The sequence below is a fragment of the Dyadobacter ginsengisoli DSM 21015 genome, from assembly GCF_059568735.1.
In genome coordinates, this window is sequence record NZ_JCANTY010000001.1 from 626,002 (window position 1) to 652,140 (window position 26,139).

The 26,139-nt window shown below is 51.6% G+C and carries 19 protein-coding genes; 10 read left to right on the plus strand and 9 right to left on the minus strand.

The genetic code is table 11. From position 1 onward, the window contains the following. Window positions 1-17 precede the first annotated feature (17 nt). The 3 genes from BP71_RS02035 (at window position 18) to BP71_RS02045 (ending at window position 2,825) form a co-directional block, all read left to right on the plus strand. Window positions 18-1,118, plus strand: a complete 1,101-nt coding sequence (locus BP71_RS02035) for a sensor histidine kinase (protein WP_496376072.1) — start codon at window positions 18-20, stop codon at window positions 1,116-1,118. Beyond that, window positions 1,115-1,882, plus strand: coding sequence for a LytR/AlgR family response regulator transcription factor (locus BP71_RS02040; RefSeq protein WP_496376074.1), 768 nt, complete (start codon window positions 1,115-1,117; stop codon window positions 1,880-1,882). The genes BP71_RS02035 and BP71_RS02040 overlap by 4 nt, the downstream gene beginning before the upstream one ends. 208 nt (window positions 1,883-2,090) lie before the next feature. Beyond that, on the plus strand, window positions 2,091-2,825 hold the full coding sequence (locus tag BP71_RS02045) for an AraC family transcriptional regulator (protein ID WP_496376076.1): 735 nt from the start codon (window positions 2,091-2,093) through the stop codon (window positions 2,823-2,825). Between the two features lie 215 nt (window positions 2,826-3,040). On the opposite strand, the gene BP71_RS02050 is transcribed toward BP71_RS02045, so the two are convergent. Beyond that, on the minus strand, window positions 3,041-3,403 hold the full coding sequence (locus BP71_RS02050; RefSeq protein WP_496376078.1) for a winged helix-turn-helix transcriptional regulator: 363 nt from the start codon (window positions 3,401-3,403) through the stop codon (window positions 3,041-3,043). Window positions 3,404-3,527: 124 nt separating this feature from the next. On the opposite strand from BP71_RS02050, the gene BP71_RS02055 reads away from it, so the two are divergent. The 3 genes from BP71_RS02055 to BP71_RS02065 all read left to right on the plus strand — a co-directional run bounded on the left by BP71_RS02055 (window position 3,528) and on the right by BP71_RS02065 (window position 7,760). After that, on the plus strand, window positions 3,528-4,223 hold the full coding sequence (locus BP71_RS02055; RefSeq protein ID WP_496376080.1) for a DUF8817 family protein: 696 nt from the start codon (window positions 3,528-3,530) through the stop codon (window positions 4,221-4,223). A gap of 181 nt (window positions 4,224-4,404) precedes the next feature. After that, complete coding sequence (locus BP71_RS02060; RefSeq protein ID WP_496376082.1) at window positions 4,405-6,198, plus strand: DUF885 family protein; 1,794 nt, start codon at window positions 4,405-4,407, stop codon at window positions 6,196-6,198. A 14-nt stretch (window positions 6,199-6,212) separates the two neighbouring features. Then, window positions 6,213-7,760, plus strand: coding sequence for a M61 family metallopeptidase (locus BP71_RS02065; RefSeq protein WP_496376084.1), 1,548 nt, complete (start codon window positions 6,213-6,215; stop codon window positions 7,758-7,760). Between the two features lie 12 nt (window positions 7,761-7,772). Here the strand turns inward: BP71_RS02065 and BP71_RS02070 are convergent, their stop codons facing one another. From BP71_RS02070 to BP71_RS02100, 7 genes are all read right to left on the minus strand, one after another. Next, the gene (locus BP71_RS02070) at window positions 7,773-8,021 is read right to left on the minus strand and encodes a type II toxin-antitoxin system VapC family toxin (RefSeq protein WP_496377741.1); all 249 of its coding nucleotides are present in this window, start codon (window positions 8,019-8,021) and stop codon (window positions 7,773-7,775) included. Between the two features lie 128 nt (window positions 8,022-8,149). Continuing rightward, window positions 8,150-8,371: a hypothetical protein gene (locus BP71_RS02075; RefSeq protein ID WP_496376086.1), complete on the minus strand. Its 222-nt coding sequence runs from the start codon at window positions 8,369-8,371 to the stop codon at window positions 8,150-8,152. Window positions 8,372-8,434: 63 nt separating this feature from the next. Continuing rightward, window positions 8,435-9,820 (minus strand): aminopeptidase P family protein, encoded by a 1,386-nt coding sequence (locus BP71_RS02080; protein ID WP_496376088.1) that lies wholly within the window; start codon window positions 9,818-9,820, stop codon window positions 8,435-8,437. A gap of 104 nt (window positions 9,821-9,924) precedes the next feature. Beyond that, window positions 9,925-11,508, minus strand: coding sequence for a RagB/SusD family nutrient uptake outer membrane protein (locus BP71_RS02085; RefSeq protein ID WP_496376090.1), 1,584 nt, complete (start codon window positions 11,506-11,508; stop codon window positions 9,925-9,927). A 20-nt stretch (window positions 11,509-11,528) separates the two neighbouring features. Beyond that, window positions 11,529-14,528: a SusC/RagA family TonB-linked outer membrane protein gene (locus BP71_RS02090; protein ID WP_496376092.1), complete on the minus strand. Its 3,000-nt coding sequence runs from the start codon at window positions 14,526-14,528 to the stop codon at window positions 11,529-11,531. Between the two features lie 39 nt (window positions 14,529-14,567). Then, window positions 14,568-18,083 carry a PVC-type heme-binding CxxCH protein gene (locus BP71_RS02095; RefSeq protein WP_496376094.1) on the minus strand — a complete coding sequence of 1,172 codons (3,516 nt, stop codon included), beginning with the start codon at window positions 18,081-18,083 and terminating at the stop codon, window positions 14,568-14,570. Between the two features lie 196 nt (window positions 18,084-18,279). Further along, window positions 18,280-20,610 (minus strand): S9 family peptidase, encoded by a 2,331-nt coding sequence (locus BP71_RS02100; RefSeq protein WP_496376096.1) that lies wholly within the window; start codon window positions 20,608-20,610, stop codon window positions 18,280-18,282. Window positions 20,611-20,943: 333 nt separating this feature from the next. Between BP71_RS02100 and BP71_RS02105 the strand changes: the two genes are divergently transcribed. The 3 genes from BP71_RS02105 to BP71_RS02115 are packed head-to-tail and all read left to right on the plus strand — an operon-like array spanning window position 20,944 to window position 22,034. Further along, window positions 20,944-21,168, plus strand: a complete 225-nt coding sequence (locus tag BP71_RS02105; RefSeq protein WP_496376098.1) for a DUF2798 domain-containing protein — start codon at window positions 20,944-20,946, stop codon at window positions 21,166-21,168. 27 nt (window positions 21,169-21,195) lie between these two features. Continuing rightward, window positions 21,196-21,765: a Crp/Fnr family transcriptional regulator gene (locus BP71_RS02110; RefSeq protein ID WP_496376100.1), complete on the plus strand. Its 570-nt coding sequence runs from the start codon at window positions 21,196-21,198 to the stop codon at window positions 21,763-21,765. Window positions 21,766-21,770: 5 nt separating this feature from the next. Continuing rightward, window positions 21,771-22,034, plus strand: a complete 264-nt coding sequence (locus BP71_RS02115) for a CBU_0592 family membrane protein (RefSeq protein WP_496376102.1) — start codon at window positions 21,771-21,773, stop codon at window positions 22,032-22,034. Here BP71_RS02115 and BP71_RS02120 read toward each other — a convergent pair. Further along, window positions 22,017-22,634: a TetR family transcriptional regulator gene (locus BP71_RS02120; protein ID WP_496376104.1), complete on the minus strand. Its 618-nt coding sequence runs from the start codon at window positions 22,632-22,634 to the stop codon at window positions 22,017-22,019. The two genes, BP71_RS02115 and BP71_RS02120, sit on opposite strands and share 18 nt — an antisense overlap. Window positions 22,635-22,838: 204 nt before the next feature. On the opposite strand from BP71_RS02120, the gene BP71_RS02125 reads away from it, so the two are divergent. After that, window positions 22,839-26,117, plus strand: a complete 3,279-nt coding sequence (locus BP71_RS02125) for a SusC/RagA family TonB-linked outer membrane protein (RefSeq protein WP_496376106.1) — start codon at window positions 22,839-22,841, stop codon at window positions 26,115-26,117. Window positions 26,118-26,139: the final 22 nt, after the last annotated feature.

The following is a 26,139-nucleotide window of genomic DNA, read 5'->3' on the forward strand; positions in this document are numbered from 1 at the left end:
GCTGTATTCAAAAGTAAATGCAATCCCGTACCACTTTCCCTCTGACAAACCGACAGAAGTGGCAGCTCGGCCTCGGTCTTGCGGCCATTTACGTGCCGATACGTATCTATATGAACGTATTGCAGATCGACATACCTGGTCTGCTGCACCGGTTGCCGTTGTGGATGGTGGAACTGCTGTTCAGCGTCGCGTTTTTTACGCTTTGGATCAATGTGGTCGAATGGCTGCAATATTATACTTCCAAGTTTTTCGGGGAAGACTTCCTGGAGCGTTTCGGTCTGCTGAACCAGTTGCTTACCTTGTTTTTTGCCATTGCTTTGGCTATGATTTTTAACCACTGGTACCGGTATCTCTGGCACTTCATGGAAGCGGTTTGGGATAAAGAGAGCCTGCATGTGCTTCCGATCATATTGAATGAATCACCGGTCCAGAAAATCCGGGCCAATACCAGCATTACGGTTCTGGCGCTGATGGCGGCCTATTATCTGGCGGCAAACCGGCGCGTGTACGAGCGCCTGCAGCAGGCGGTCATTAACGAGGAGCGACTGGAAAAGGAGAATGCCAAGGCCCATTTCAATGCATTGAAAAACCAGGTCAGCCCGCATTTCCTGTTCAATAATTTCAGCGTGCTGACGACGCTCGTGGAAACGGATCAGGAGCTCTCGGTACAGTTCATCAACCAGCTTTCGAAGGCTTACCGCTATATCCTGGAAAAATCAGAATATGATTCGATCAAGCTGGCTACGGAAATGGAATTTTTGGAAACTTATATGTTCCTGCTGATGATCCGGTTCGAGAACAAGCTGAATCTCGATGTGCAGATTTCGTGTCAGGAGAAAGAGAAATATTCGATCGCCCCGCTTACATTGCAGTTGCTGGTAGAAAATGCAGTGAAGCACAACCGGATGTCGGCCAGCAGTCCGCTGCTGATCACGATCCGGGTCGACGATGAATACCTGGTGGTCAGCAATCCCATGCAGGTGCGCGACCTCCCGGAAGTATCGACGCGTCTGGGCCTTCAAAATATTGTAAACCGGTACAAATTGCTGATCAATAAACCCGTCATGGTCGAAAAGGACCGGGGCTGTTTTACCGTGAAAGTGCCCTTGATTTCATGAATGTCCTGATTATAGAAGATGAGCCGCTGAGTGCTAACCGTCTGGAAAGCCTGGTCAATAAGTACGATCCCAAGATCCGCGTCATGGCGAAGCTCGCCTCGGTGCGAGAAAGTATCCAGTGGCTGGAAGACGAGGCCAACACCCGGCCCGACCTGATTTTCATGGATCTGCACCTGGAAGATGATCTGGCATTCAAGATCATCGATGAGCTGAACCTGACGATCCCGATCATTTTCACTACTGCGTACAGCGAGTATACCCTCAAAGCATTCAAGGCCAACAGCATCGACTATCTGCTCAAACCCGTGGACAAGTCGGAGCTGGCTGCGGCGATTGACAAATACACCGCATTGCATGCCAAAACGCAGCCTGTGCCGGACTTCGCGGCACTGATCGCGATGTATCAGGCGTCCGGAGAAGAGGGACATAAGGAGCGGTTCCTGGCATCAGCGGGATCCAAATTGTTCAGCATCCGGACCAGCGATATCGCGTATTTCACCATTGAGCAAAAAGCCACGTTTCTCCGGACTTATGACGGTCAGCATCTGGCGATGGATTACAGCCTCGACAAGTTGATCCAACTGCTCGATCCCAAGGAGTTTTTCAGGATCAACCGCTCGCTGATCATTGCATTGAACAGCATCCGCTCCATCTACACCCTATCGGCCGGCAGGCTGAAACTGGATTTGAATCCGCCGATGTCTCAGGAGGTATTCGTGAGCGGCGATCGCATGACCGATTTCAAACAGTGGCTGGGTAAATAACCGTACCTCCTTTTTTCTTTCTTCCAGATTATGCGGGCATTCGGCGCGGGAAAACTGTCATTGGGCTTCTTTTGTTTCGTTGTTTAACTGTTGGGGAACATATTTGATTTGCAGACCTCCGACCTGCGCTGCGCTGTGGCAACCTGGCCATCGTTACGACCCGTCGGAATCTGTCAGAAACCGAACTATTCCTAAATCCTCAACCAACGTGAAAGAATTCCATATAGATCAAACCCTGACCCTCGTCAGTTGCGAGGCGCAGGAGCTCGAACTCACCACCCGCTTCGGGGGCCAGTTTGGTATCATCATGATTATGGAAGGTGAAGGGGTCTTTTACGCTGGGGGCGAATCCTGGCATTATGAGAACCACCGTGTTTTCCTCTTTTCACCCGGGCAGAACTGCCATTTCACCGCGTTTTATAAAACTACCCTGCTGACGATCTTCTTCGACCCGTTCCGTATTGCAGGCGCGGGGGACCCGGCGAATGGCCTGAACGGACTATTCAGAAACGTGCAGGATATTTTTTCAACCCTCCATTTGCCTCATTACAAAGAATTTCAGGATGACCTGGACCGGGTTTCTTTGACACAGCTTTCCCTGCTGATAGAGCATGAACTGATCCATTCCAGGGAAGCGAGCCGTGACCTGCTGGTGAGCAGTGTGTCGGTGATTGTCGGTCTGATGGCGAGAAACCTGGGGCGCTCGGCACATTCGGAAAACTTATTGCACTACAATGATGATACCAGCCGGGTTCTGGCGTACGTGCGCACCCGGCTTCGCGAGTACGAGCACCTGACGATCCAGGAAATTGCCGTGGAGCTGAAAATCTCTCAATACAATCTCAATAAACTGATCATTAAAGGTACCGGCGAAACTTTACGTGCCATTATTGCGCGCTACCGTACAGAGCTATTGAAGGGCCCGCAATTTGAATTACAATGACAGTGGACCAGGCCACCGTTTTTCGCAACTGATCAGGCGATAAGCCGAACATTTTCTTGAAGGCAGTTTTTCCATGAGCCATTTGCCGGGCGATGTACCGAATGTTTTCCGGAAATCTTGCTTGAAGAAAGTTAGGCTTCGGCCGGCCGGGTAGCTGAACCTTTGGAGACTTACATTGCGGTTCATAAACTCGGCCATGGAACACGAATGAGTGGTCAGGCTTTTGCTGTGGATGTGATGTTTGGGGACTCTTGTTCCATCAGGGTTTGGCCGTAGCGGATGAGCTGGTCGATGGCGGGAAGGGCCTGGCGGGCTCTTTCGGTGAGTTCGTATTCTACTCTTGGCGGCTTTTCCCTGTAAATGTGCCGGACTACCATTTGTTTCTTTTCAAGATCGCGGAGATGCGTATTAAGCATTTTGTCGGTAACGTGCGGGATGGCGTTTTTCAGGTCGCCATAGCGTAACGGGCCGTTGCGAAGTGCCAGGATTACCGGAATTTTCCAGGTACCACCAATGTAGGCCATTGCGAATTCGACCGGGCTGTAATAGATCCGTTTGTCGTGGATGAAATCTTGCATAGGCCAAAATAAGTGAATTGTCGGATAGCATATCGCGGCCTGTTCCTTTATCGTCAAAAAAGTATATAAAGGGAATCGTAAAATGCATTCTGCTAGGTTTGCGGTTCGAACCAAAATCAAAATTATGAACGACAAAAACTGGATCACCACGCCGGTGCTTCCCTGCAAGGCGATTGGGGAAACGCTCTTATTTTGGGAAAATCTCGGTTTCAGGACCACTTACCGGCAGGACCGGCCCTATCAGTACGGGGTGGTTGAACGCGGTGGACATGAACTGCATTTTGTGAGGGTGAAGGGGACTGAGGCGGGGTATACCGGGTGTCTCATCATGGTTCGCGATGTGGCGGAAGTCCACACCGCATTTTGTGCAAGCCTGAAAAAACAACTTGGACGTGTGCCACTGACCGGCATTCCGCGTATTTCGAGGATGAAGCCCGGGCAGAGCCGCTTCACGATCACCGACGTTTCAGGGAATGGTGTGATTTGCATTCAAATCGGAGAGCTGGACCAAACGGCGTATGAAACGACGGATCAAACAGCGGTGACGGCCCTGCAAAAAGTTATGGCGCTTGCATTGCGGTTGAGAGACTTTAAAGAGGATCACCTGGCTGCCGCAAAAGTACTGGACACCGCTTTCGGAAAACTGGAAGACGGTGCGTCCGTAAGTGATCAGGCAGAGGCATTGGTGATCAGGAGCGAGCTGGCGAGGGTACTGGAAGAACCCGACCGGCAGACTGAATGCGAAACGCTTATTGCCGGGCTCGGTATCGCGGATGATGATTTACAGCAGTTGCGGCAAAAGCACTGCTGGGGCGAATGATGTTGTTGGTGATAACACCAACAACACCAGCAATGGCCTCGATGTTGTTGGTGTTATCACCAGCAACGTCGCCGCTGTGTATTCCGGTTAAAATCAGTCAATAAATGATTAAAACCAGAAACGTACACACTGGATTTTTCGGGTAATTTTGGTAAAATCCATTTTTATCATCCTGAATCCTATGAACTATATGTACGTGACGCAAGCGCGTTGGGCGATTTTTCTTTTATGCTGGTCGATAGCACCCGGTGTACTGGCCCAAAACTCCAAAGAAAAATTTAACCTATATGAACAAACCAGCGAGGTAGCTGGACTGGTCATCCAATACGCGCAGGATATACGCGCGATCAAATATTTTTACGGCCCCATGCCCACCGGAGGGCGGGGCCCCATGGGTGGGGCTCAGGTGTTGGATTCGCCGGAGCAGCGCAAAAGACTACGGGAGGTCGATCAGGACTATCTCGGGAAACTGTCGAAACTGGACTTTGGCGCCATGAGCACCTATGGAAAAGTGGACTACATTCTGCTCAAACGCAATATTGACGATCATTTACTTACACTTGCGCAGGAGGAAAAAGAATATGGAGGGATCGAAAAGTACATTCCATTCGCTACCGGCATTTACGCCCTGGAAAAGGGGCGCCGACGCGGCGCCACTGTCGATGGTCAGGTGGTGGCCGGTCAACTGAACCAGCTTCTGAACGAAGTAAAAATGGCCGGAGAGGTGTTTCGAAAAGTGGAGTCGCTGGATATGCCTCTGGCACAAATGGGTACCGATGCGGTAAACGGGTTAGAAGCACGTTTGAAAAGTACGTTCGATTTTTATAACGGTTATGACCCCATGTTTACCTGGTGGGTACCGAAACCTTACAAAGCGCTGGACAGCACATTGCTGGCTTACGGAAAGCTGATCCGGAGCAAGGGCAAGCTCAATACAACCCAGAAAGAGGACGCAAGCGGAATCAAAGGAGTTCCTATTGGGCGGGAAGAGCTGATCCGCCAGTTGAAAACGGAGATGATCAGCTACACGCCGGACGAGCTGATCGAACTTGCCAACAGGGAATTTGCATGGTGCGATCAGGAGCTTTTAAAAGCATCGGCTGAAATGGGTTTTGGCAAAGAATGGAAAAAGGCGCAGGAAAAGGTGAAGAACAGCTACGTGCCCGCCGGAACCCAGCCCGAACTGATCATGAAGCTTTACAATGATGCCAAGGAATTTATTCTGAAGAACAACCTCATCGATTATCCCGGGATAGCGGACGAAACCTGGGGAATGCAGATGATGACCCCCGAAAGGCAGCTGGTCAATCCTTTCTTCCTGGGTGGCAGGGATATTATCATTTCCTATCCTACCAATACCATGGCGCATGAGGATAAGCTGATGAGTATGAGAGGGAACAATCCTTATTTCTCACGGTCGACCGTGCATCACGAGCTCGTGCCGGGGCATCATCTGCAGTATTACATGAACAGCCGCTACAAGTCGTATCGCAGCGATTTCCGCACTCCGTTCTGGACGGAGGGATGGGCGTTGTACTGGGAATTGTTGTTGTATGACAAAGGTTTTGCCAAAACACCCGAAGAGCGGATCGGGATGCTGTTCTGGCGGATGCACAGGTGTGCCCGTATTATCTTCTCCCTGAACTACCACCTTGGTAAATGGACGCCGCAGGAATGCATCGATTTCCTTGTGGATCGTGTGGGGCACGAGCGTGCGAATGCGGAAGGTGAAGTCAGGAGGTCATTTGAAGGGAATTACAGCCCATTGTATCAGGTTGCCTACCTGATCGGAGGCTTGCAGTTGTTTAGTTTGAAAAAAGAGCTGGTGGATAGCGGCAAAATGACTTTCAAACAATTTCATGACGCGGTGATGAAGGAAAACAACATGCCTATCGAGATGGTCCGGGCGACATTGATCAACCAGCCGCTCAAACCCGATTTCAAAACCCAGTGGAAGTTCTATTCATTTCAATAATCCTTCTTTTTTAAATGTCAGGAATTGCTCAAAGTTTACTGGGGTTGCTGTTGTTGATGGGCGCAGCGTCATCGGCAAAGGCTCAGAAAGACCAACCTATACGCTTCACCGTTTCGATGGACAATCCGTCCAGCCATACTTTTCATGTCATCATGGAATGGAGCACCAACGGAGCCGACAGCACGTTGCTCAAAATCCCGGACTGGACGCCGGGCTATTATCAACTGATGGATTATGCTTCGAACATCGACCATTTTGTCGTAAAAGACGAAAAAGACAAAGTGAGGCGCTGGAGGCGGTCGGGCAAAACGGGTTGGCTGGTCGGGACGAAGGGGGCAGGGAGCCTCCGCGCGGAGTATGACGTTAAAACTACCCGTAAATTCGTGGCGACGAGTTATCTCGATGAGGAGCACGGCTACATTACGCCCGCCAGTATGTTTATGCATGAGGCAGGCAAGATCGCAGTGCCCTCCGAAATCACTATCCGCCCCTACGACGGCTGGAAACGTGTCGTCACGGGCCTCGATTCCGTTGCAGCGGAAAGGTTCAAGTATATCGCCCCGAATTTTGACATCCTGTACGACAGCCCGTTTCTGATTGGTAACCTGGAAGAGCTGCCCGGATTTCTGGTCAAGGGCATTCCGCACCGTTTCATCGGCTACAAACTGGGTAATTTCGATAAGGCAAAGCTGATGGGCGACATTCAGAAGATCGTCGAGAAAGCATCGTCACTGATCGGAGACATACCTTATCAGCAATATACTTTCATAGCAATCGGGCCCGGGCAGGGCGGCATCGAGCATTTGAACTCGACTACGATCAGTTTCAGCGGCGACCAGTTGAACTCGCGCGGGTGGAACGGAATGCTGGGTTTTATCACCCATGAGTATTTCCATCATTACAATGTCAAGCGCATCCGCCCCATTGAGCTCGGGCCATTCGATTACGACAATGGCAGCAAAACCAATATGCTATGGATATCGGAGGGTCTTACTGTTTATTACGAGCCATTGATCATGCGTGAAGCTGGGCTGATGGGTGAGGAAGCGTTTCTGGATTTTTTCAAAAGGCATATCAGCGATGTAGAAACCAAACCCGGCAGGCTATTTCAAACCCTTGCGCAGGCTAGCGCCGAGACCTGGTCCGACGGGCCTTTTGGCCGTACCGGCGACGCGGTGAATAAAACCATTTCCTACTATCAGAAAGGCCCTGTGGTAGGTATGCTCTTCGACCTGGCGATCCGGCACGAAACAAAGAACAAACGCTCCCTAGACGACGTGATGCGGAAATTGTACCAGGATTTTTACATTAAGAAGAACCGGGGATTCACCGAGGAGGAGCTCCGAGCGACTATCGAAGCTGTCGCCGGTAAAAAGCTGGACGAGCTATTCAGCTACATCTACACCACCGCCGGGCCGGATTACAAAAAGTACCTCGGCTACGTCGGGCTGGAAATCGATGTGACGACTGAGAAGCATTACGGGACGTTTGAGATTACGAAGAAGTCGTCGCCCGATGCTTTGCAGCGGGAGATATTCAGGAGTTGGAGTCGGGGGAAGTAAGATGTCGTAGTTTTAAATTAACTCCAATGAAGTGATTCTTTCAAAATGCCTCTTGTTTAAGGTTGCAAGAGGCATTTTGTTCAAAACAGCGGTCGCGGCAATCAGAAGGTCCGGAATGGCGATTTGTTTTCTTTCACGTTTAAGTGTTGCATTAATGCAAATCGCCAAGTCTACTGAAATTTCCAAAGCCGGTATAACTTCTATATTTGCGAAAATCGAATCCCAAAGTTCAAGCTGCTGATCTGTTGCTCCTGAATAGATTTCCTACTTAGCTATGACAGATGTTGCAAACTTGAACTTTTGATCAGTCAGCTTCATCCATTCCGTTCGATCTTTATTAGTTTTTCGAAAGTAGTCGATCAGAATAGAGCTGTCCGCCAAGACTTTTTTTACCTCCATTTTGACAACACTTTCCTGTTATGTTCAATGGCTTTTGTCTGCTCTTTTGTGGCAGTAGGTCCATTTCTTAACAGGGTAGCAAAGTCTGTGTTGGGTTGTTGAGTCTTCGTCTCGTTTTCAATGATTGCTTTTAGTCGCTTCAATTGACTCGCAGGTAATTTTTTAACGACGTCAACAAGCTGATCGAAAGTCACGTCTATTTGTGCTTGCATAGTGCTGTTGTTGAAAGTGTTATTTGATCAGTAGCTCAAATTTACGACATTTTCTGCGGAGCACTACCCCCGCAACGCCTCCACTCCCTCCACACTTTTCACCAGCTCTTTACCCAGCACCCGGTTACCCGTTTCAGTTATCAAAAGGTTATCCTCAATGCGAATGCCGGTAAAATCACGGAACATTTCCAGTTTGTCATAGTCAATAAATTGTGCCAGTTTTTTCTCGGCCTTCCAGCGGTCGATCAGGGTGGGGATGAGGTACAGTCCGGGTTCGACAGTGACGACGAAGCCGGGTTCCAGGGCGCGGCCCAGGCGGAGGGATTTCCAGCCGAATGTTGTGCCTTTTTTCAGGTCGTCGGTGTAGCCCACGTATTGCTCTCCCAGGTTTTCCATGTCATGCACGTCGAGGCCCATCATGTGGCCGAGACCGCATTGGAAGAACAAGGTATGTACATCATGCTCCACGGCTTCGGCGGGGTCGCCTTTGACAACGCCCATTTGCTTCATGCCTTCCAGGAGTTTGGTAGAAGCCAGCTTGTGTACGTCCTTGAACAAAACCCCCGGTTTGCAGGCCGCAATGGCTGCTTCCTGCGCATTAAGAACGATTTCGTACATTTCCTTCTGAATGGTCGTGAACGCCTTCCCGACCGGAATCGTCCGCGTGAGGTCGCCGCAATAATGCATCGCAGTTTCGGCCCCGGCGTCGCACAGGGCCATTTGGCCTTCGCGGAGCGCGAGGTCGCGGGCGTGGGTGTGCAGGATTTCGCCGTTTACCGTCAGGATAACCGGGTAGGAGATATCGCCGCCTTGTCCGATGGCCATGCTTTGCAGTTTGCCTGCGATTTCCTTTTCGGTCATGCCTGCGCGGGTGTTGCGCATGAAGGATAAATGCATGTCAACGGAAGTGTTGACGGCCTTTTCGATTTCCGCCACTTCTTCTTCCGATTTATATGAACGCATCGACACGATCGCCTTGATAAGGTTCACGGATGCCTTTTGTGTCGCCTCGGAAGGATTAATATGCAGCCATTCCTGCAATTTCAGGTAATGCTCGCCGCGGTATGGCGGCAGGAAATGAATTGTTTGCCGGCGGGATAATGCGTCTTTCAGAAAACTTCCGACGGCGGAGGCCGGTTTCACTTCGGTAACGCCCACTTTGGCAGCTTTTTCCGAAATCGCTTCTTTTGGCCCGGTCCACACGATGTCGTCGATCGTGAGTTCGTCGCCGAAAATGATTTCCCGGTCGTTATCGAGGTCGATGACGGCAGTGAGCGACGCCTGGTCGATGCCGAAATAATAAAGGAACGTGCTGTCCTGACGGAATGGATATACGTTGTCCCGGTAGTTCATCCCGCTTTCCTCGTTGCCGAGAAGCAGGATCAGGCCGCTGCCGAGTTTTGATTTAAGTGTCTGTCTGCGGTTTAAGTATGTTGATTTAGAAAACATGGGATAAAATGGTTTTGGAATACAACAAAAAATTTGCCCACCGAAGCAAATATACTTTGTCCGGTGAGCAAAACAGAAATACCTAACCCAAATTAATAGCTGTATCAGTAACCCGGATTCTGTTTCAGGTTCGGGTTTTTGTCGATTTCATTCTGCGGGATCGGGAAGAGCGCGCGCTGCACCGTTTGCGGACGGTGGTTGAACCATTTTTTGGTTTCGTAAGCCCCAAAACGAATCAGGTCCTGGCGGCGGTGCGCTTCGGCAGCAAATTCCCAACCCAGCTCGTCGAGGAATCGGCCGAACTGGATGTCGTCGCCTCCCTGGCGCTCGGTAATAGTGCCGTCCGTTGCCTGGTAGCCATAGTTATACCGGCTGCCCTTCGCCAGATCGGCCGCGGTAACCGTCGCTTTGGCGGGAGTGCCTTTGAATGCACGCTGGCGCACCTGTGTAACCAGTTCCGCTGCCTCGGCGGCTTTGCCCGTGCGAAGCAGACCTTCGGCCTTGATCATCAGCACATCGGCGTAGCGCAGGAACGGGAAGTCATTGTCGAGGCTGCCGGTTGCATTCGGCTTGATTTTGTATTTACCAATGCGGTAGCCATCCGTTGAAGCTGTTTTTTCCATGCCGGGGACAGTCTTGTTGTACGTAATGACCACGGCGCCGGTTGCGGCACTTTTCTGGGGGCCCATGATCCAGGTATCGGCCAGGCGGCTATCCGCGGCGTCGTAGGTGTCGATAAATTGCGGAACGGCGCAGTTTCCACCCCACGGGCCGGCGTTCATCGGGTATACCGATCGGCTCAATGGGTCGAGGGTTTTCATGTGGATCTGATTGCCTGTTCCGTAGATTTCGTCATAGGGAATAGCAAATATGATTTCCTTGGAGTTGAAGTTGGTCCAGGTGAAAACATCGGAATAGTTGGCGTCCAGCACATATTTGCCGCTTTTGATCACATCATCGGCTTCCTGGATCGCCTTCGCCCATTCGGCTGTGCCCGTGTAGACCTGCGCATTGAGATATATTTTGGCCAAAAGCGTTTTTGCGCCCCATTTGTTCATCTGGCCATAAGTAGTGGTCGCATTCTCGCTCAGGTTTGGCAGCGATTCCGTCAGTTCTTTTACCACAAAATTATAAACCTCTTTGCGCGTGCTTTGCTTGGGCAGTGTGACGTCTTTAAAATCAGTTACAATAGGCACATTGCCATGATTATCCAGCAAAAGGTAATAGGCAAATGCACGCACGGCGCGGAGTTCAGCGATGGTAGCTTCTTTGCCGTTGGCAATAGGCAAGTCGCCGTCCTCGATCTGGGAAAGCACGCGGTTCACCGTGGTAATGCTGGCAAAAGCCTGGCGCCAGGCATTTTCGGGCTGCCATTGGAGCGAGGTCCAGGCGTGCTGGTGCATGCGGCGATAGGTGCCGCCATCGTCCCAGCCGTTGGGCCGCACGGGCGTGATGATCGCGTCGGCGGCTTCTTCCTGCAAGTCGAAATAGCCCTGCCAGCCGAGCATCAGCGAGCGTAACGACGAATAAACGGGTGCTACGATGGCCGGAAGATCCTTCTCTGTTGGCTGGTAACTGCTTCCAAGTACTTCCGAATACACTTGTTCGTCGAGGTCGGTGCAGGAGTAGAGCGGCGCCCCGGCGAGCAATGCGGCGAGGACCGCGTATCTTATATTTTTATTTTTCATTGTTTGCGAGAGTTGAATGATCAGAATGTGACGCTCAGGCCGGCAGTGAATGTCCGGGTGGTCGGGTACTTGTCGCGATAATCGCTGCCCGGTGCGAAACCTGTGAAACTTACCCCTTCCGGATCGATACCGGTGTAGCCGGTAATGGTCGCCAGGTTGAGGCCCGATACGAAAATACGCGCGTTCCTGACGCCTTTGATGGTGTTGGCAGGCAATGTATAGCCGAAGGTCACGTTGTCGATTTTCCAGTAGTCGCCTTTCTCGATATAATGCGACACATACACGAGGTCGCTGGTCAAAACCTTACCGTCGATGGGGTCGTAGGCGGATTTGAGCATGTTGTAAGCCTTGTTGCGCGGGTTACCGTAGAACATGCCCTGGAAGTTCAGGATATCGAACCCGAATGCACCGCGCATGTTCACAGCGAGGTCAAACTGCTTGTAGCGGATGTTGTTGTTCCAACCCACAATGTGTTTTGGAATACCATTGCCATAATACTGGCGATCCTCCGGCGTCGCGTCGGCAATAGGGATCACTTCGCCATCCTTGTTTTCAACGAGCCAAGCACCCTTGTCGTCAACACCTACGCTCTTCCAAACGAAGAAACGGCCGATCGGTTCGCCGACTTTCACGCGGTGTGTGCTGACCTGGATCGGTTCGCCCGTGTAACCCGCGTCGAAAAAGTCGTTCGCTGCCTGGAACTGGTCGTTCGAAAGGCTCACGAGCTTGTTGCGGTTGGTAGAGTAGGTGAATCCGGTATTCCACTGGAAATTACCGGTCTGGACCGGCACGATGTTCAGTAACACCTCAACCCCCTTGTTCTGCATTACTCCGGCATTGATGAACATGCTGCCCGTCAGGTAAGGCGGCACAGGGACCGGGAAGTTATAGAGCAAATCTTTCACCTTCCGGCTGTAAAAGTCGATCGAACCGTTAATGCGGTTTTTCATGAAACCGAAGTCTACACCAGCATTATATTCCTCTTTTTTCTCCCAGCGCAGGTCGGGGTTGAAGTTACGGGCAGGCACGAAGCCCGGTACCCATTTGCCGCCAATGAACGCACCCTGTCCGCGATCGAAATTATAGCTGATCTGCGACATGTACGGGTTGTTCGCGATCGTACCCGTTACACCAATACCCGCGCGAAGCTTGATATCGGAAGACGCGCCAAGCCCGCCCATAAAGCGTTCCTTGCTGATGCGCCAGCCGATAGATGCCGCCGGGAATGTTCCCCATTGGTTATTTACCCCAAAGCGTGACGAGCCTTCGCGGCGCACGCTGGCCATGAAGAGGTATTTGTCGTTCAGGCTGTACGTTACCCGGCCGAAGAAACCTGCGAGTTGCCATTTGTTTTTAGTACTGCTCATGCCGGCCTGCCCTTTTTGCAATGCACCGCCTGCACCGAGGTTGTTCCAGTCGTAGGCATCAGTCGGGAAATCCCAGTTGTTGGCCGCGAATGCTTCATAGGTAGCCTCCTGCCAGCTGTATCCGCCAAGGACCGAGAAACGGTGTTTACCAATTGTTTTGGAATAATTTCCTGTGAATTCGAGCAGGTTTTCGTTGTTGGCGTAAGTATTGCGGAATGCCGTCGCATTCTGGTTGCTCAGGCGCGTGGCCGTGTGGTTAAATGTGGTTGAGCCGCCTTCGAGGTTGCTGTTCTGAACATTAGACACCAGCAGCTTGAAGTTCAGGTCGTCGATAGGCGCGTAATCCAGGCTACCGGACATCCGCATTTCCTTGAACGAGCTTTCAAAGTTCGATTCGTTGAGCAGCGATACGGGGTTTTCGTAGAAGTAACCGTCACGCTCCTGCCACTTACCGGCATCGGTGCGCACGCGGTCGGTAGGGTTGCGGATAATGGCCTGGCGGTAGGCATAGCCGTAGGCAGCGTCGTCGTTCGCGGGGGAAACCGCCCCATTCGAACGGGTAATGCGGTTGATGATCTGTAAATTGGTTTTCAGCTTGTTTTTGAACATGGCATGGTTCACGTCGGCGCGACCGGTGAAACGGTTCTGGCCCGATCTCAGGAATATCCCTTCCCAGTTGCGGTAATTGACCGACCCGGTAAAATTAGTCGTGCTGTTGCCGCCGAAGAATGTGAGGTTATGGTTGTGGCTCACGGGTTTTTGCATAATCTCTGAAAGCCAGTCGGTATTACCGCCGTAGTCGGTGTAATCGATGCCTTCTTTAATCTTCTGGCGGTAATCGTCGCCGGTAAGCAGCTCGGGGCGGCGGGCGATCGACTGGATGTTCACATAATTGGAATATTCCACCGTAGCACGTGAATTCGCCCGGTTTTTACGGGTTGTAATCAAAATAACCCCGCCGGTGGCGCGTGTACCGTAAATAGCCGCTGCCGAGCCGTCTTTCAGCACGTCCACCGATTCGATGTCTTCCGGTGCCACGGTATTAAGTCCGCCCGGAATACCGTCGATCAGGATCAGCGGATTGGTCGCACCCTCAATGGAGTTGATACCCCGCAAATTGATCTGCGTATTGGCGGTAGGAGAGCCGCTGGGCGTCGTAATGCGTAACCCGGCCACTTTTCCCTGCACGAGCTGAGCAGCGTCCCGCACGGTTCCCTGTACGAAATCCTCCCGTTTGATACTGGCCACGGAGCTCGTCACATCGCCCTTTTTCTGGGTACCATACCCGATCACCACCACTTCCTGCAATTGTTTCTGGTCGGGCGCCAGTTCCACATTGAACTCGCTCTGGTTGCCCACGGCCACTTCCTGGCTCACGTAACCAATATAGCTCAGGATCAGCACGGCGTCCTCAGGCACGCTCAGCTTGAACTTCCCGTCTGTGTCGGTGGCAGTACCGACGGTGTTTTTTCCCTTCACGATGATGGTCACACCGGGCAGCGGGTTCTGGTCCTCGGCGGACACCACTTTGCCGGAAATCTGTCGGTCGGCGGTGAGCGCCAGGGCATTTTCGCTCAGGAAACAGGCGACCGCCGCCGCGAGGAGGCAAAAGCGGTGCAGTTCCCGGATCAGGCGGGATAATGGTCTTTTCATACAATTGGAGTTAGATGGTGAAACTTATTTTGAGGGTAACTACTGCACTTTCATCATGCCGTTCATGATCCGCCAATGGCCGGGTACCGTACACAGAAACGGGTAATCGCCGGGCTTGTCGGGTGCGATGAACACCAGCGTCGCATTGCCTTCCGGGCTTACAAGTTCTGTCGCGTGCAGTACTTCGGGTATTTTGGGTACATAGTTGAGCGCGATCGCATTGGACTCCCGCGCCAGCAGGTCGGCTGCATTGCCTACTTTTTCCAATGTTCCGGGTTTAATAATGAGCAGGTTATGCTGCATAAAATCCGGATTCGTAAACTGAATCGTCACTTTCTGGCCAGGCTTTACAGTAAATGTTTTCTGGTCAAACTTCATTTCATGCTCGATCACTTTGAGCTTCACGGTAACCGGTGTGCCTTTGCCTTTTGGTATTTCCAAAGGCGCTTCCGGATTGGTGTGCGAAACTTTTCTTTCTTCCTTGTTATGGACCACCTGGTTGAGCTGCAATGTGCTCTTAATGTCCAGCCAGCCTTTCAATCTTGCATTATCCGCATATTCACCCACCTGGTTTCCATCGCGTAAATCGCGTCCCAGCCTGATGTCGTCGGGCGTGAAGGGTTGGTGGAAAAGGCCGGCGGCATTGCCCGTTACCGGTGTTTCATCCTCGATCGCGAGCGTCATTTTGCCGCCTTCCGAGAGTGTTGCAATGGCATTGAAGCGCTCGTCGGGCAGTTTTCTGGTAGAAGTGATTTGATATGATTTCCCGTCCTGCCGTACGAGCCAATGCAATTTTCCGTCCTGCATATATAGGCTATACCCATTCTGCCGATTGCCTTGTGACACTGCCACGCCGGAGAGTTCTTCTTGTGCCTTGGTAATGATCGCTTTGATTTTGAGTTCTTTATGCGAAACGTCGGGCGGGTAAATAGGCGGGGACCAGAGATTCAGCACATAGGTCTCTTCGATCAGTCCGCGCTCGATCCTCGCTGTTAATGTCGAATCTTTCAGCTTTGCAGCCGCTGCTTTGAAACCGTTTTCATGTTTAATAACCCCTGAAAAAATAGCTTGTGCAAGGTATTCATCAGCTGCATTCTGAGAATCCTGACCAGCGAGGTAAAGCATTCGGCCAATTTCTTCCGAAGCGGGCAGGTCAGTCAATGCCTGCACGGTGGCGAGCCTTACTTTCAGATCCGGATCGCTCAATGAATTGGTCCATTTCAATGCGGAAAGCGTTTTGTCGTTGCGTGGCAGCAGTTTTACCGCTGTTTTCCGTACGCCCGCCGCCGGGTGGCGCATGGCTCGCACCAGCGTGTGATAAGCTTCTTCATTAGGACCCGTGAAGGCGTCCAGGCCGTCCAGCGTCCATAATGCGTGTACGGCAGGACTGTTCAACCCGATCTCATCCATCGACTGGCCGTTCACCAGTTTGATCAGATCCGGTATCACTGCCGTATTTTTCGATTCTACGATCAGCCGCTGCGCCGTGGTGCGCCAGAACATGTTGTCGTTTTTCAAACCAGCCACCAGGCTCATCGCATCGTTCTTATCCAGTTTGGGGTAGGGATTCGTTTTGGCATTTTTCCAAACGACCCTATATATACGTCCGTGCTGATTGTCGCGCAGCGGATTGATGTACGCATTGCCTTTACCATTTTCGAAACCGCGCGGGGTAGGGTTGTGCTGAATGATGAAACTGTACCAATCGGCTACCCACACCGCACCATCCGGGCCCACTTCCGCGTGTACGGGTGAGAACCATTCGTCGGCGCTTGCCAGCAGGTTAAAGCCGTTCTTTTCTTTAAAACCCGCACCTTTCGGTTTCAGCAATGCCTGGTAGAGCAAACGCCCGGTTGGTTCGCAGACGAACGCAGTCGAGTTCCAGTACGATTTCGGGAAGTTGCGGGCCGTATAAAGGTTATGCCCTGCCGCAGCCGTAAACCCGCCGTGAAAATCCACCTGGCGTAATGCAGGCGTCAGGTAATTCATTTCGTAATGCGAATCCAGTTTGTAAACCGTATTGCCGGAACCGTCTGCTACTGAGCGCTTCACGTATTCGAGTGGCATGGCGAAATGCCCGCTGTAATTGCCATTGGCGGTTGAAATAAATACTTCAAAATCCTCGGAAAAACCCAACCCCCAGGTATTATTGGAAGTGCGGCCAATGTATTCCAGATTTTTGCCATCATTGTCGAAGCGGTAGATGCCCTGACTGAAATTCAGCTGCTTATCGCTATTCGTTCCGCGGAAACCCGCGTAGCCAAGCACGCCCCAGATCTTGTTGTCCAAACCATATTTGAGATTCGACGGCCCTGCGTGCGTGTCGCTTTTGCCCCAGCCGGAAATGATGTTTTCGCGGATATCGGCCTTGTCGTCGCCGTTGGTGTCTTTCAGGAAAACGAAATGCGGTGCCTGCGCCACGATGATGCCCCCATTGGCGAATACGAGGCTGGTCGGGATGTTGAGGTTATCGGCGAAAACCGTGAATTTGTCCGCCTTGCCGTCCCCGTCGGTGTCTTCGCAGATTTTAATGCGGTCCTTACCCATGCCGTCCTGATCGCGGACTTCGTTAGGATAGTCCTGTGTTTCAGCGACAAACAGCCGGCCGCGCTCGTCCCATGCCATGGCGATGGGTTTTACAATGTCGGGCTCGGAGGCGAACAGTTTCAGCTCGAAATCGACCGGTACCTGTGTCAGTTTCTGTGATTCTGCCGGGCTTAGCGGCTGCTGGAATTTCGGGGCCGGGTCGCGCTTTTCGTAGTTGGGAACGTTGGCGTCGGTGTAGGTAGGTTTGGTTAAATTAAATTTCTTTAAACGCTCCCTCGCATCGTCGCTGACGGCCCACATAATGCCGTTTGCCACCAGTTCTTGGAATGCAGGCTGCTTCCACGTGCGCTCGTCGTGGCCGTAAGCGGTGTAGAACACGCGGCCTTTGCCTTGCGTACGCACCCAGGTCCACGGCTCGTGATGATCACCCTCGACGCGTTCTTGCAGTACGATAATGTCCGGGTTCAGCTTGCTATGCACATAAGTTTCGTCCCAGGTTTCGAACGTTTTCCAGCCCTGCATAACCGGGTGGTCGGCCTTCACGATGGGCGCCGTAAATGTTCCGTACTTGTGCGAGCTGAACTGCCCGCCCACCGCTTTGATATACCAATCCGAGTTCTGGAAGCAGAAAGAAGCCGCGTGGAGCGGGATAAGCGCTCTGCCGCTTTCGACAAATGTCTTCAATGCAGCCTCCTGAGCGGGGGTAATGGTGTTATGGTTGGCGTAAATCACCACGCCGTCGTAATGGGCGAGGTTTTCGGTGTTCAGCGCATTCGGGTCGGACGTGTAAGTGAGGTTAATGCCTTTCTGGAACAATGGCAGCGATAGCATTGGAAAGTATTTTTCCGAGAAATGATGACGGCTGTCGTGGCCAAGGAAAAGGAGTTCTATCCGACGCGCTTCGGTCGGTTCTGCCGTGGCGGCAGCCCGCCCAGCAGGCCCGCGCTTCTGCGCACAGCCTGCGAAAAGCATTTGAAGAACGGCGAGAAGAAGTAATGTTTTTTTCATGGATGACAATATGCTTTAAGCTGTAAGCACTATGCTTTAAGCTGTTTTTTTCAATGGACTATAGTGTGTTTTGTATTATTTTAAACAAATCTCTCCAAGCTGGCAGCAGGCCGCCATTGCTGATTATCCCTTCATAACCGTAAGCCAAAAGCCTATCGCTTATAGCCTATAGCCTAAAGCCTATCACTTACACCCACTACCGCCCCAGCGTCGCTGACTCGGCGACGATTTGCCTGTTTCTGCTCGGAGGATTTACACCTAAAAGTTTTTGTACAAAAAAGTCCCTTTTCTTCCGCCGTCCGTAAGGCCCGCCGTCGCTGTGGCCCATACCGGGTATTACCAGCAAGTCGAACTCCTTATTCGCTTTGATTAATGCATCAGCTACGCGGTAGGTGCTTTCTGGCGGCACGTTGGTGTCCACCTCGCCCACGATCAGCAGCAGGTCGCCCTGCAATTTCGTCGCATTGGTCACATTCGATTGCTCGTCGTAATGCTTTTCAACCGGGTAGCCCATCCATTGCTCATTCCACCATTGCTTGTCGACACGGTTGTCGTGGCAGCCGCATGCCGAAACCGCCGCGTCGTAGAAGCCCGGGTGGAAGAGCAATGCACCCAGCGAGTTTTGCCCGCCGGCAGAGGTCCCGTACACGCCTACCCGGGTTGAGTCCACCTGAGGATATTTTTCGGCCAGCGCTTTCATCCACGCAATGCGGTCGGGGAAGCCGGCATCGGCCAGGTTCTTCCAGCATACGTCGTGGAATGCCTTGGAGCGGTTGTAAGTACCCATTCCATCCATTTGGACCACGATAAAGCCCAGCTCGGCCATACTCTGCATTTCGCCGTAATGCCTGAATGCCTTCGGGACAAAAGAGTCTTGCGGCCCGGCGTAAATGTTTTCGACGATCGGATATTTCTTTTTCGGGTCGAAGTTGCTCGGACGGTACACGATGCCCCAGATGTCGGTCTTGCCGTCGCGGCCTTTGGCTTTGAATATCTCGGGAAGTTTGAAACCCAGTGTGAGGTATTGAGAAATATCGGCTGTTTCCAGCTTCATCACTAAGGAGCCGTCGATGGTTTTGCGCAGCTCGGACACCGGCGCGCTCGTCATGGTCGAGTACGTGTCTACGTAATAAGTGCGATCTGGTGAAAAGGTGAGCTGGTGGGTTGCCTTCGCGTGGTCGGTGAGTTTCACCAGGCCTGTTCCATCGAACTTAATGCGGTAATAATGAATGTGGTAGGGGTCTTCGTTCGCATTCATTCCGCTGGCTTTGAACCACACTTCGCGTTTCTGCGTATCGACGCTGTCGATGTCGCGCACCACCCATTCGCCTTTCGTAACCGGATTTTTGATCTTGCCCGTCTGCTCGTCGACAAGGTAAATGTGCCGCCAGCCATCTTTTTCCGAAACCCATATAATTTCATGATTGTCAGGCTGGTAATGCGTGTAAATCATGTTCTGGTAAATGAATGTATCGGTCTTTTCGTCGATGATATGCTTTGTAGCGCCGTTAGTAGCATCCACTTCGATTACCCGGAAGCGCTGGTGCCCGCGGTCCACTTTTTCATAGGTGAAATGCGTCGCGTCACCCTTGCGCCAGCGGATCACCGGCGCATTAAAAAAGTCGATCACTTCGGATTGAACCTTCACGGCCTTGCCGCTCTGCGCATCGATCACGTGCATTTCATAGCTCGTGAATTCGTCGCCGGGCTGTGCATAACCCCTCGTTTTTACCTCTCCGCGCGTGGTATTGGGTAATGATGAAAAAATAATGCTGACCTGGCGCTCGTCCCGCGGATCAATGCGGTAGCAAACGATGTAGCGGCCGTCGGGCGACCAGCTGATCTCGCCATAAGGTTTGAGCGGATTGCCGTCGTAAGTCAGTTGCTTGCCTTCTCTTCCATCTTTTTTACCTAAATAAATATTGCCATTTCTTACAAATGCCTTCGTCTGCTTGTCGGGTGAAACGCTGTCGGCCCGGAAACGCCCCCAGCGGCTGAGTTGTTTGGTCCAGCCGGTTTCTTTGGGTTTGGGCAGGTTGGGCTTGTCGATCTTTTGAGCCGTATGGGTTTCCGTGTCGTAAGAGAACCATTTGCCTTTGGTTTGCAGGATCAGTGCATGCTTTTCAGGATCCGGATGGATTTCCTGGATCCAAAGTTTTGTTGCCGAAAATGTCGAATCGTATGCTTTTGTTAATGCAGCGGCCACCCGGGCATTATCGAATAAGGGCATTCTTTTGCTTTCGCCGGGCCGGACGATCAGATATTCGGTTAAACTGTCCTTTAGTACATTCCGGTACCAGAACGATTGTCCGTCGGCCAGCCAGTTGGGCTGCACCGAAGCTTTGAGCACACTTCCTTTGGTCAGCGAGTCCATGAGTGCCATCCTTTTATAGGAAGCTGCAATCTCGGCAGGAGCAGGATGGTAAGCGGGCAATGATCTCTGGGCCTGCGCGGGCATTCCCAGGCATGCCGCAGCAAGGGTGTAAGGGTAGAATCGTTTACTAAAGGCCAGTTTCAGGTTTTTCATTGCTGATTATGTGGTATTTACGAAATATTCCCGGGCACTATAGAGCTGTCTGCTGCATGATGTGCGGCAGTATCCTATCGGTTTCGGGGATATTATGTATTTGTAAAATTAGCGGGTCGGAAAACCAAAAACTTGATGTGAATTAGCGGCTTTTTTACCGATATTAACTTATTTCTGTCAGTAATTCCGCAAATCTGTGAATTTGGGTGATTTTATTTGGTTTTTCTTCAAAAATGGCGAATAAAGGGTGGTTTGCTTTTTTTTGACTTAGGTCAATGTTTGCGAGGTCTGGTCGTAGGAGCTTTGCAAAATCATTTATCTAAATACTACTTCATGAAGAAGAAACATTTCAAGTACATCAACACCCTCTTCGTCGTCATACCCATGACACTCATTATGGCATTTGTCGGGCTCATGCGTAACTATGGTTTCGGGGAAGACTGGTTTTTAAAATTCCTCAAAGCATGGAGCGTCATGCTGCCGGTCGCGTATGCGGCTGCTTTCCTGATCATTCCCAATGCACGCAAACTGGCTGAGAAAGTAGCCTCAAAGTCTTAATTTAGCGGTTCCAATTTTTTGCCGCATATGTACGACCAGCTTGCACGCTATATTCAGAACCAGATTGACATCGGAGCCGACGACCTGCAGACCATCCTTTGCTATTTCAAACCGCTGAAACTGGCCAAGAATGAGCTGCTGCTACGACAAGGCGAGCCCAGCCAGCGGACATTCTTCGTTGGCAAGGGCTGTTTAAGGGTTTACTTCAACAACGCGGAAGGACAGGAGGCTACCCGATACCTGGCCTTTGAAAACCAGTTCGCTACGGCACTCGTGAGCTTTATCAGCGAAGAACCTTCAGCGGAATACATCCAGGCCGTCGAAAAAACGGAGGTGCTCTGCATTACCCATAAAGACTTCTACCATTTAATGACCGTCGTGCCGGGTTGGGATCGGTTTTACCGGAATTACCTCGAACATGCCTATGTGATCAATACCCGGCGTCTGATGTCGTTCATTACCCTCGATGCACGGGAACGGTACCGGCAGCTGCTTGAACAGAGCCCGAAGGTGGTACAAAGGTTGCCCAACAAACTCATCGCATCTTACCTCAATATTTCGCAGGAAACTCTGAGCAGGCTGAAAACTAAAATCTGAATACGATGGACGCAACATTTTTGCTTGAAATAACCGGATGGGTCGGGGTTGCATCCTATGTACTCGCCTATTTGTTGCTGACGATCGGCGTATTGAAGCCAAGCGGATATCCCTTCCATTTGCTGAACATGGTAGGCGCGGCCAGCCTAATCGCCTACTCGCTCGAATATGGCGATAAGCCTAATGTCGCCGTCAATGTGATCTGGCTGATGATCGGGATGGGTGCCGTGATCCGGAAACTGGCCCGGAGGTCATTCCGCAATCACTGAGGTTTCTGTCAGGCGGAGGATCGATAATGCCTGCTGCCGGTATTTGCCCAGTCGCACCTCGTATTCCTGCTTGTCGGAAACGAGGCTCAGGTAAAAGTAAGCCCCGTCGATGAGGACGAAGATATTGTCTGCCGCCGTTTCCACATCTTCGACATCCAGTACGCCATCCTGCCTGCATTGCTCAATATGCCCGGTCAGCAGTTCCCTGAGCGAATCCAGCAGCTTTTTATAAAGGTCCCGCACTTTGGGGTCGTGGAATGTCATGGCATAGCATCCATAAAACAGCCCGTCGTCGAACAGTGCATTCCATTTTTTGGAGAAAATATTGCTGATGATCTCCAGTAGCGCCTTTTTGGGGTCGTCGGCATTGGCTGCGCTGACCTTATAGATCAGTTTGTACTTGTCGAGGATATAATCTATCAGCCCGTACACCAGATCTTCCCGCGTCTGGAAATAGTGGATAATGAGGCTGGGGTTTATTTCCATTTTCGCCGCGATCTTGGCAATGGAGGTATTCTCCAGGCCATTCTTCCTGGCCAGGTTGTAAAATACTTTAATGATCTCCTTCTTCCTTACTTCTTTAAGACTCTTTCTGCCCATGCTGATCCGGGGTATAACGGATTGCCAATATACGGATTTTTGCGGAATACGGAAGTTTGGCGATTGTTTAAAAATTAATTGAACATTCATTCAATTTATGATCACAATCAGGTAACTATTTTTTAATATTAGCGTAACTTTTGATTAGGACATTTGCATTCCGAAAATGGCCCAAAAGATCATTAAACGTAAATATTATTGATGATGAAAAGTGTACCTAAACCTTATTGCGCAAGGCTGCTGCAAAGCCTGCGAATGGTGGTGATTTTTGCGCTCGGCTGCGTGATACCCGCATCCGCGCAAACGACCCTCAACGCCGGAGCTCACGGTAAAATCTCCGGAACCGTGACCGACGGCAAGGATCTCCTGCCGGGTGTGAATGTGGTGATCAAAGGCTCCCAGAAAGGGACCATCACCGATCAGAACGGCCAGTACAAGATCGATGGTGTTTCCGGTAACGACGTCCTCGTTTTCTCTTACATCGGCTACAAAACGCAGGAAGAGCTTGTTAAAGGAAGAAGCGAGATCTTCGTGACGATGCAGGCCGACCTGGGCAATCTCGAAGAAGTGGTGGTGATCGGTTATGGCACGGAGAAAAAGGTGAATATCACCGGTGCCGTGGACCAGATCTCCGGCAAGCAGTTCGAAGCACGGCCGGTCGCTAACGTGATGCAGGGCCTGCAGGGTGTAAGCCCCGGACTAAACATTACGTATCAGAGCGGCACGCCCGGGACCGTCCCTAACTTCAACATCCGCGGCTTTACCTCCATCAATGGCGGTGAGCCGCTGTTTGTGATCGATGGCATCGCGGCGGCGAGCAGCCAGGATCTGCTCCGCCTGAACCCTTCCGATATCGCCACCTTCTCGGTGCTGCGCGATGCGGCTTCGGCGGCCATTTACGGTGCACGTGCTGCATTTGGTGTGGTGCTGATCACGACCAAGCAGGGGGGAAGGGGTAAACAGTCCATTACCTATAACAACTTCTTCTCCTGGGGACAGCCTACAGTGCTGCCCAAGCCGGTAACCGATCCTTATATTTATTCCCGGGTATTGGAAACTTCGACGGACAATACGCCCTGGGATTATGTCAACTATTCGGATGAATATTATGCCTGGGCCAAGCAGCGCTCCGACGATCCTTCCGTGCCCGACACGCGCATTGACCCGAGCGATCCCACCAAATGGGCCTACATGGGCAACAACAACTGGTACGACTACTTTTTCAACAAAAGAAGCTTTTCCCAAAACCACAGCATCGCATTTACAGGCAGTGCCAAAACGGCCAACGAACGCACAGTAGGCTACTACATTTCAGCTGATTATAACCGGGAGGGCGGGCTGAACAAACTTACCGACGACTACTGGAACCGTTACTCTTCCCGCGCAAGACTCGATTTTGCACCTTTGAAATGGTTGAAACTGGATAATAACCTCTCCATTTACCGCACCGAACGCGCTGTGCCCACAGCCGACATTACGGATATTTACTATTTGCAGCCCACGCAGGTAGCGGTCAACCCGGATGGTACCTGGGCGAACACAGCCGCGGGTAATCTCGCGGGACGCCTCACCGACGGTGGTAAAAAGGGCGAGGATATGTTTGGTTTTCAGAACATTTTCCGTGGTATCGTAACCGCGCTGAATGGCGACCTGCAAGTGACAGGGTCGGCGAGTTTCAAGCGCGAGCAGTGGAAGTACCACGAAGATGCCCTCGTCTACGAGATCGGTTATGGCCCGGGGGACGTCAGGAAAAGCGTCGGTACAGGCTACGTGATGGACAAAAGTGGTACGCTGGTCAATAATGTGCTCGACCTGTTCGGAAATTATACCAAAACCCTGGGATCGCACCGGATCAACCTTTTGGCCGGATATAACCAGGAATCCTACGGCTACAACACGACCCAGGCGCGCAAAACGGGTGTGATCTCGCCCACCTTGCCGTATCTCAGCATCACCAGCGGTAGTGCAACGGCTTTCGGCGGAGATAGCAGCTATGCGACGCGCAGCTATTTCGGCCGGATCAACTATACTTTCAAAGACCGCTATATTATCGAGGCGAATGGTCGCTACGATGGCTCTTCCCGGTTCCCGTCCAGCAATCGCTGGGGCTTTTTCCCGTCGATATCGGGCGCGTGGATCGCAAGTTCCGAGTCTTTTGTAAAAAATGCGATGCCGTTCTTCCCGACCTTGAAATTGCGGGCCTCGTATGGTGACCTCGGCAACCAGAATGTGGCCTACTACGGATTCCGTCAGGTTTTGCCTACTGGACTGTCGGGCTACCTGATCGATGGCGAAAGGCAGCCTGTCATTGCAGGGGCACCTCAGCTGAATATCGATCCTGCCAACTATACCTGGGAGCGCGTATCGACCCTGAATTTCGGGGCTGATCTGGGTGTGCTGAAAGATCGTGTGACACTGGGCTTCGATTACTATATCCGTAATACCAAAGACATGCTTACGGGTGGACAGGAGTTGCCCGGTACGCTCGGAACCGTGGTCCCCAAGCAAAATGCGGCCGACCTGCAAACCAAGGGCTGGGAACTTACACTGGGCTTCAACGATTCCTACACCGTCGGTGCGAAACCATTGAATCTCAATGCAAAACTGATCCTGTCCGACTCCCGCTCTTTTATTACGCGTTTCAAGAACGACCAGGAATCGTTTTCCGCGAATTACCGCAAAGGTCAGGAGGTCGGCGAGGTCTGGGGGCTTACCAACGATGGCCTTTTCAAGAACACGGACGAGATCGCGAAGCTGAACGAAAACGACATTGTTCCCTGGGGAGCGCTTGAAATTGTCCCTGGCTGGCCGAAATACAAAGATCTTGACGGCGACGGACGCATCACGCGCGGGCTGTCGGCAAAAGACCCGAAAGACTTATCGGTCATCGGAAATACTACGCCACGCTTGCGCATCGGTTTCAACCTAAGCGCCGACTGGAACGGATTTGACTTCTCGGCCGTGCTGCAAGGTGTTTTAAAAGGCGATTATTACCCGCAACATTACCTTTATTGGGGACCCTACCAACAGCCTTATGCCAATGTTTATCCCTGGAACCTGGATTACTACCGCGGCCAGGCCGACTCGGAGCAGCAGCGTGCGAAGCATTCGAAATCCTACATCGATGCCGGTCTCGCGGATGCCAATACCGATGCAAGCTTACCAGTGCTGCAATCGTGGCTGGCGGATAACAACTTTGGAGCGGGCCTCGACATTCCGCAGACCAAGTACCTGCTGAGTGCCGCTTACCTGCGTGTGAAAAACCTGACCATCGGCTATTCCCTGCCTGCCTCGTTGCTCCAAAAGCGCAATATTGGTCGGGTGCGGGTGTTTGCGAGCGGGGAGAACATCTTCGAGTTCTCGCAGCTCAAAAAGTACTTCGATCCGGAAGTGATCACGGGTAGTGATACATTCAAAAGTTCGAAAGGCTTTTCTTATCCGTTCCAGCGCAAATTCGCATTCGGTGTCAACGTCGAGTTCTGATCTATACCTTAATCCGTATTAC

Coding starts and splice junctions, on each gene's coding strand:
- BP71_RS02035 (WP_496376072.1), top strand. CDS start 18: ATGCAATCCCGTACCACTTTCCCTCTGACAAACCGACAGAAGTGGCAG.
- BP71_RS02040 (WP_496376074.1), top strand. CDS start 1,115: ATGAATGTCCTGATTATAGAAGATGAGCCGCTGAGTGCTAACCGTCTG.
- BP71_RS02050 (WP_496376078.1), bottom strand. CDS start 3,403: ATGCAAGATTTCATCCACGACAAACGGATCTATTACAGCCCGGTCGAA.
- BP71_RS02055 (WP_496376080.1), top strand. CDS start 3,528: ATGAACGACAAAAACTGGATCACCACGCCGGTGCTTCCCTGCAAGGCG.
- BP71_RS02060 (WP_496376082.1), top strand. CDS start 4,405: ATGAACTATATGTACGTGACGCAAGCGCGTTGGGCGATTTTTCTTTTA.
- BP71_RS02065 (WP_496376084.1), top strand. CDS start 6,213: ATGTCAGGAATTGCTCAAAGTTTACTGGGGTTGCTGTTGTTGATGGGC.
- BP71_RS02075 (WP_496376086.1), bottom strand. CDS start 8,371: ATGCAAGCACAAATAGACGTGACTTTCGATCAGCTTGTTGACGTCGTT.
- BP71_RS02080 (WP_496376088.1), bottom strand. CDS start 9,820: ATGTTTTCTAAATCAACATACTTAAACCGCAGACAGACACTTAAATCA.
- BP71_RS02085 (WP_496376090.1), bottom strand. CDS start 11,508: ATGAAAAATAAAAATATAAGATACGCGGTCCTCGCCGCATTGCTCGCC.
- BP71_RS02090 (WP_496376092.1), bottom strand. CDS start 14,528: ATGAAAAGACCATTATCCCGCCTGATCCGGGAACTGCACCGCTTTTGC.
- BP71_RS02095 (WP_496376094.1), bottom strand. CDS start 18,083: ATGAAAAAAACATTACTTCTTCTCGCCGTTCTTCAAATGCTTTTCGCA.
- BP71_RS02100 (WP_496376096.1), bottom strand. CDS start 20,610: ATGAAAAACCTGAAACTGGCCTTTAGTAAACGATTCTACCCTTACACC.
- BP71_RS02105 (WP_496376098.1), top strand. CDS start 20,944: ATGAAGAAGAAACATTTCAAGTACATCAACACCCTCTTCGTCGTCATA.
- BP71_RS02110 (WP_496376100.1), top strand. CDS start 21,196: ATGTACGACCAGCTTGCACGCTATATTCAGAACCAGATTGACATCGGA.
- BP71_RS02115 (WP_496376102.1), top strand. CDS start 21,771: ATGGACGCAACATTTTTGCTTGAAATAACCGGATGGGTCGGGGTTGCA.
- BP71_RS02120 (WP_496376104.1), bottom strand. CDS start 22,634: ATGGGCAGAAAGAGTCTTAAAGAAGTAAGGAAGAAGGAGATCATTAAA.
- BP71_RS02125 (WP_496376106.1), top strand. CDS start 22,839: ATGAAAAGTGTACCTAAACCTTATTGCGCAAGGCTGCTGCAAAGCCTG.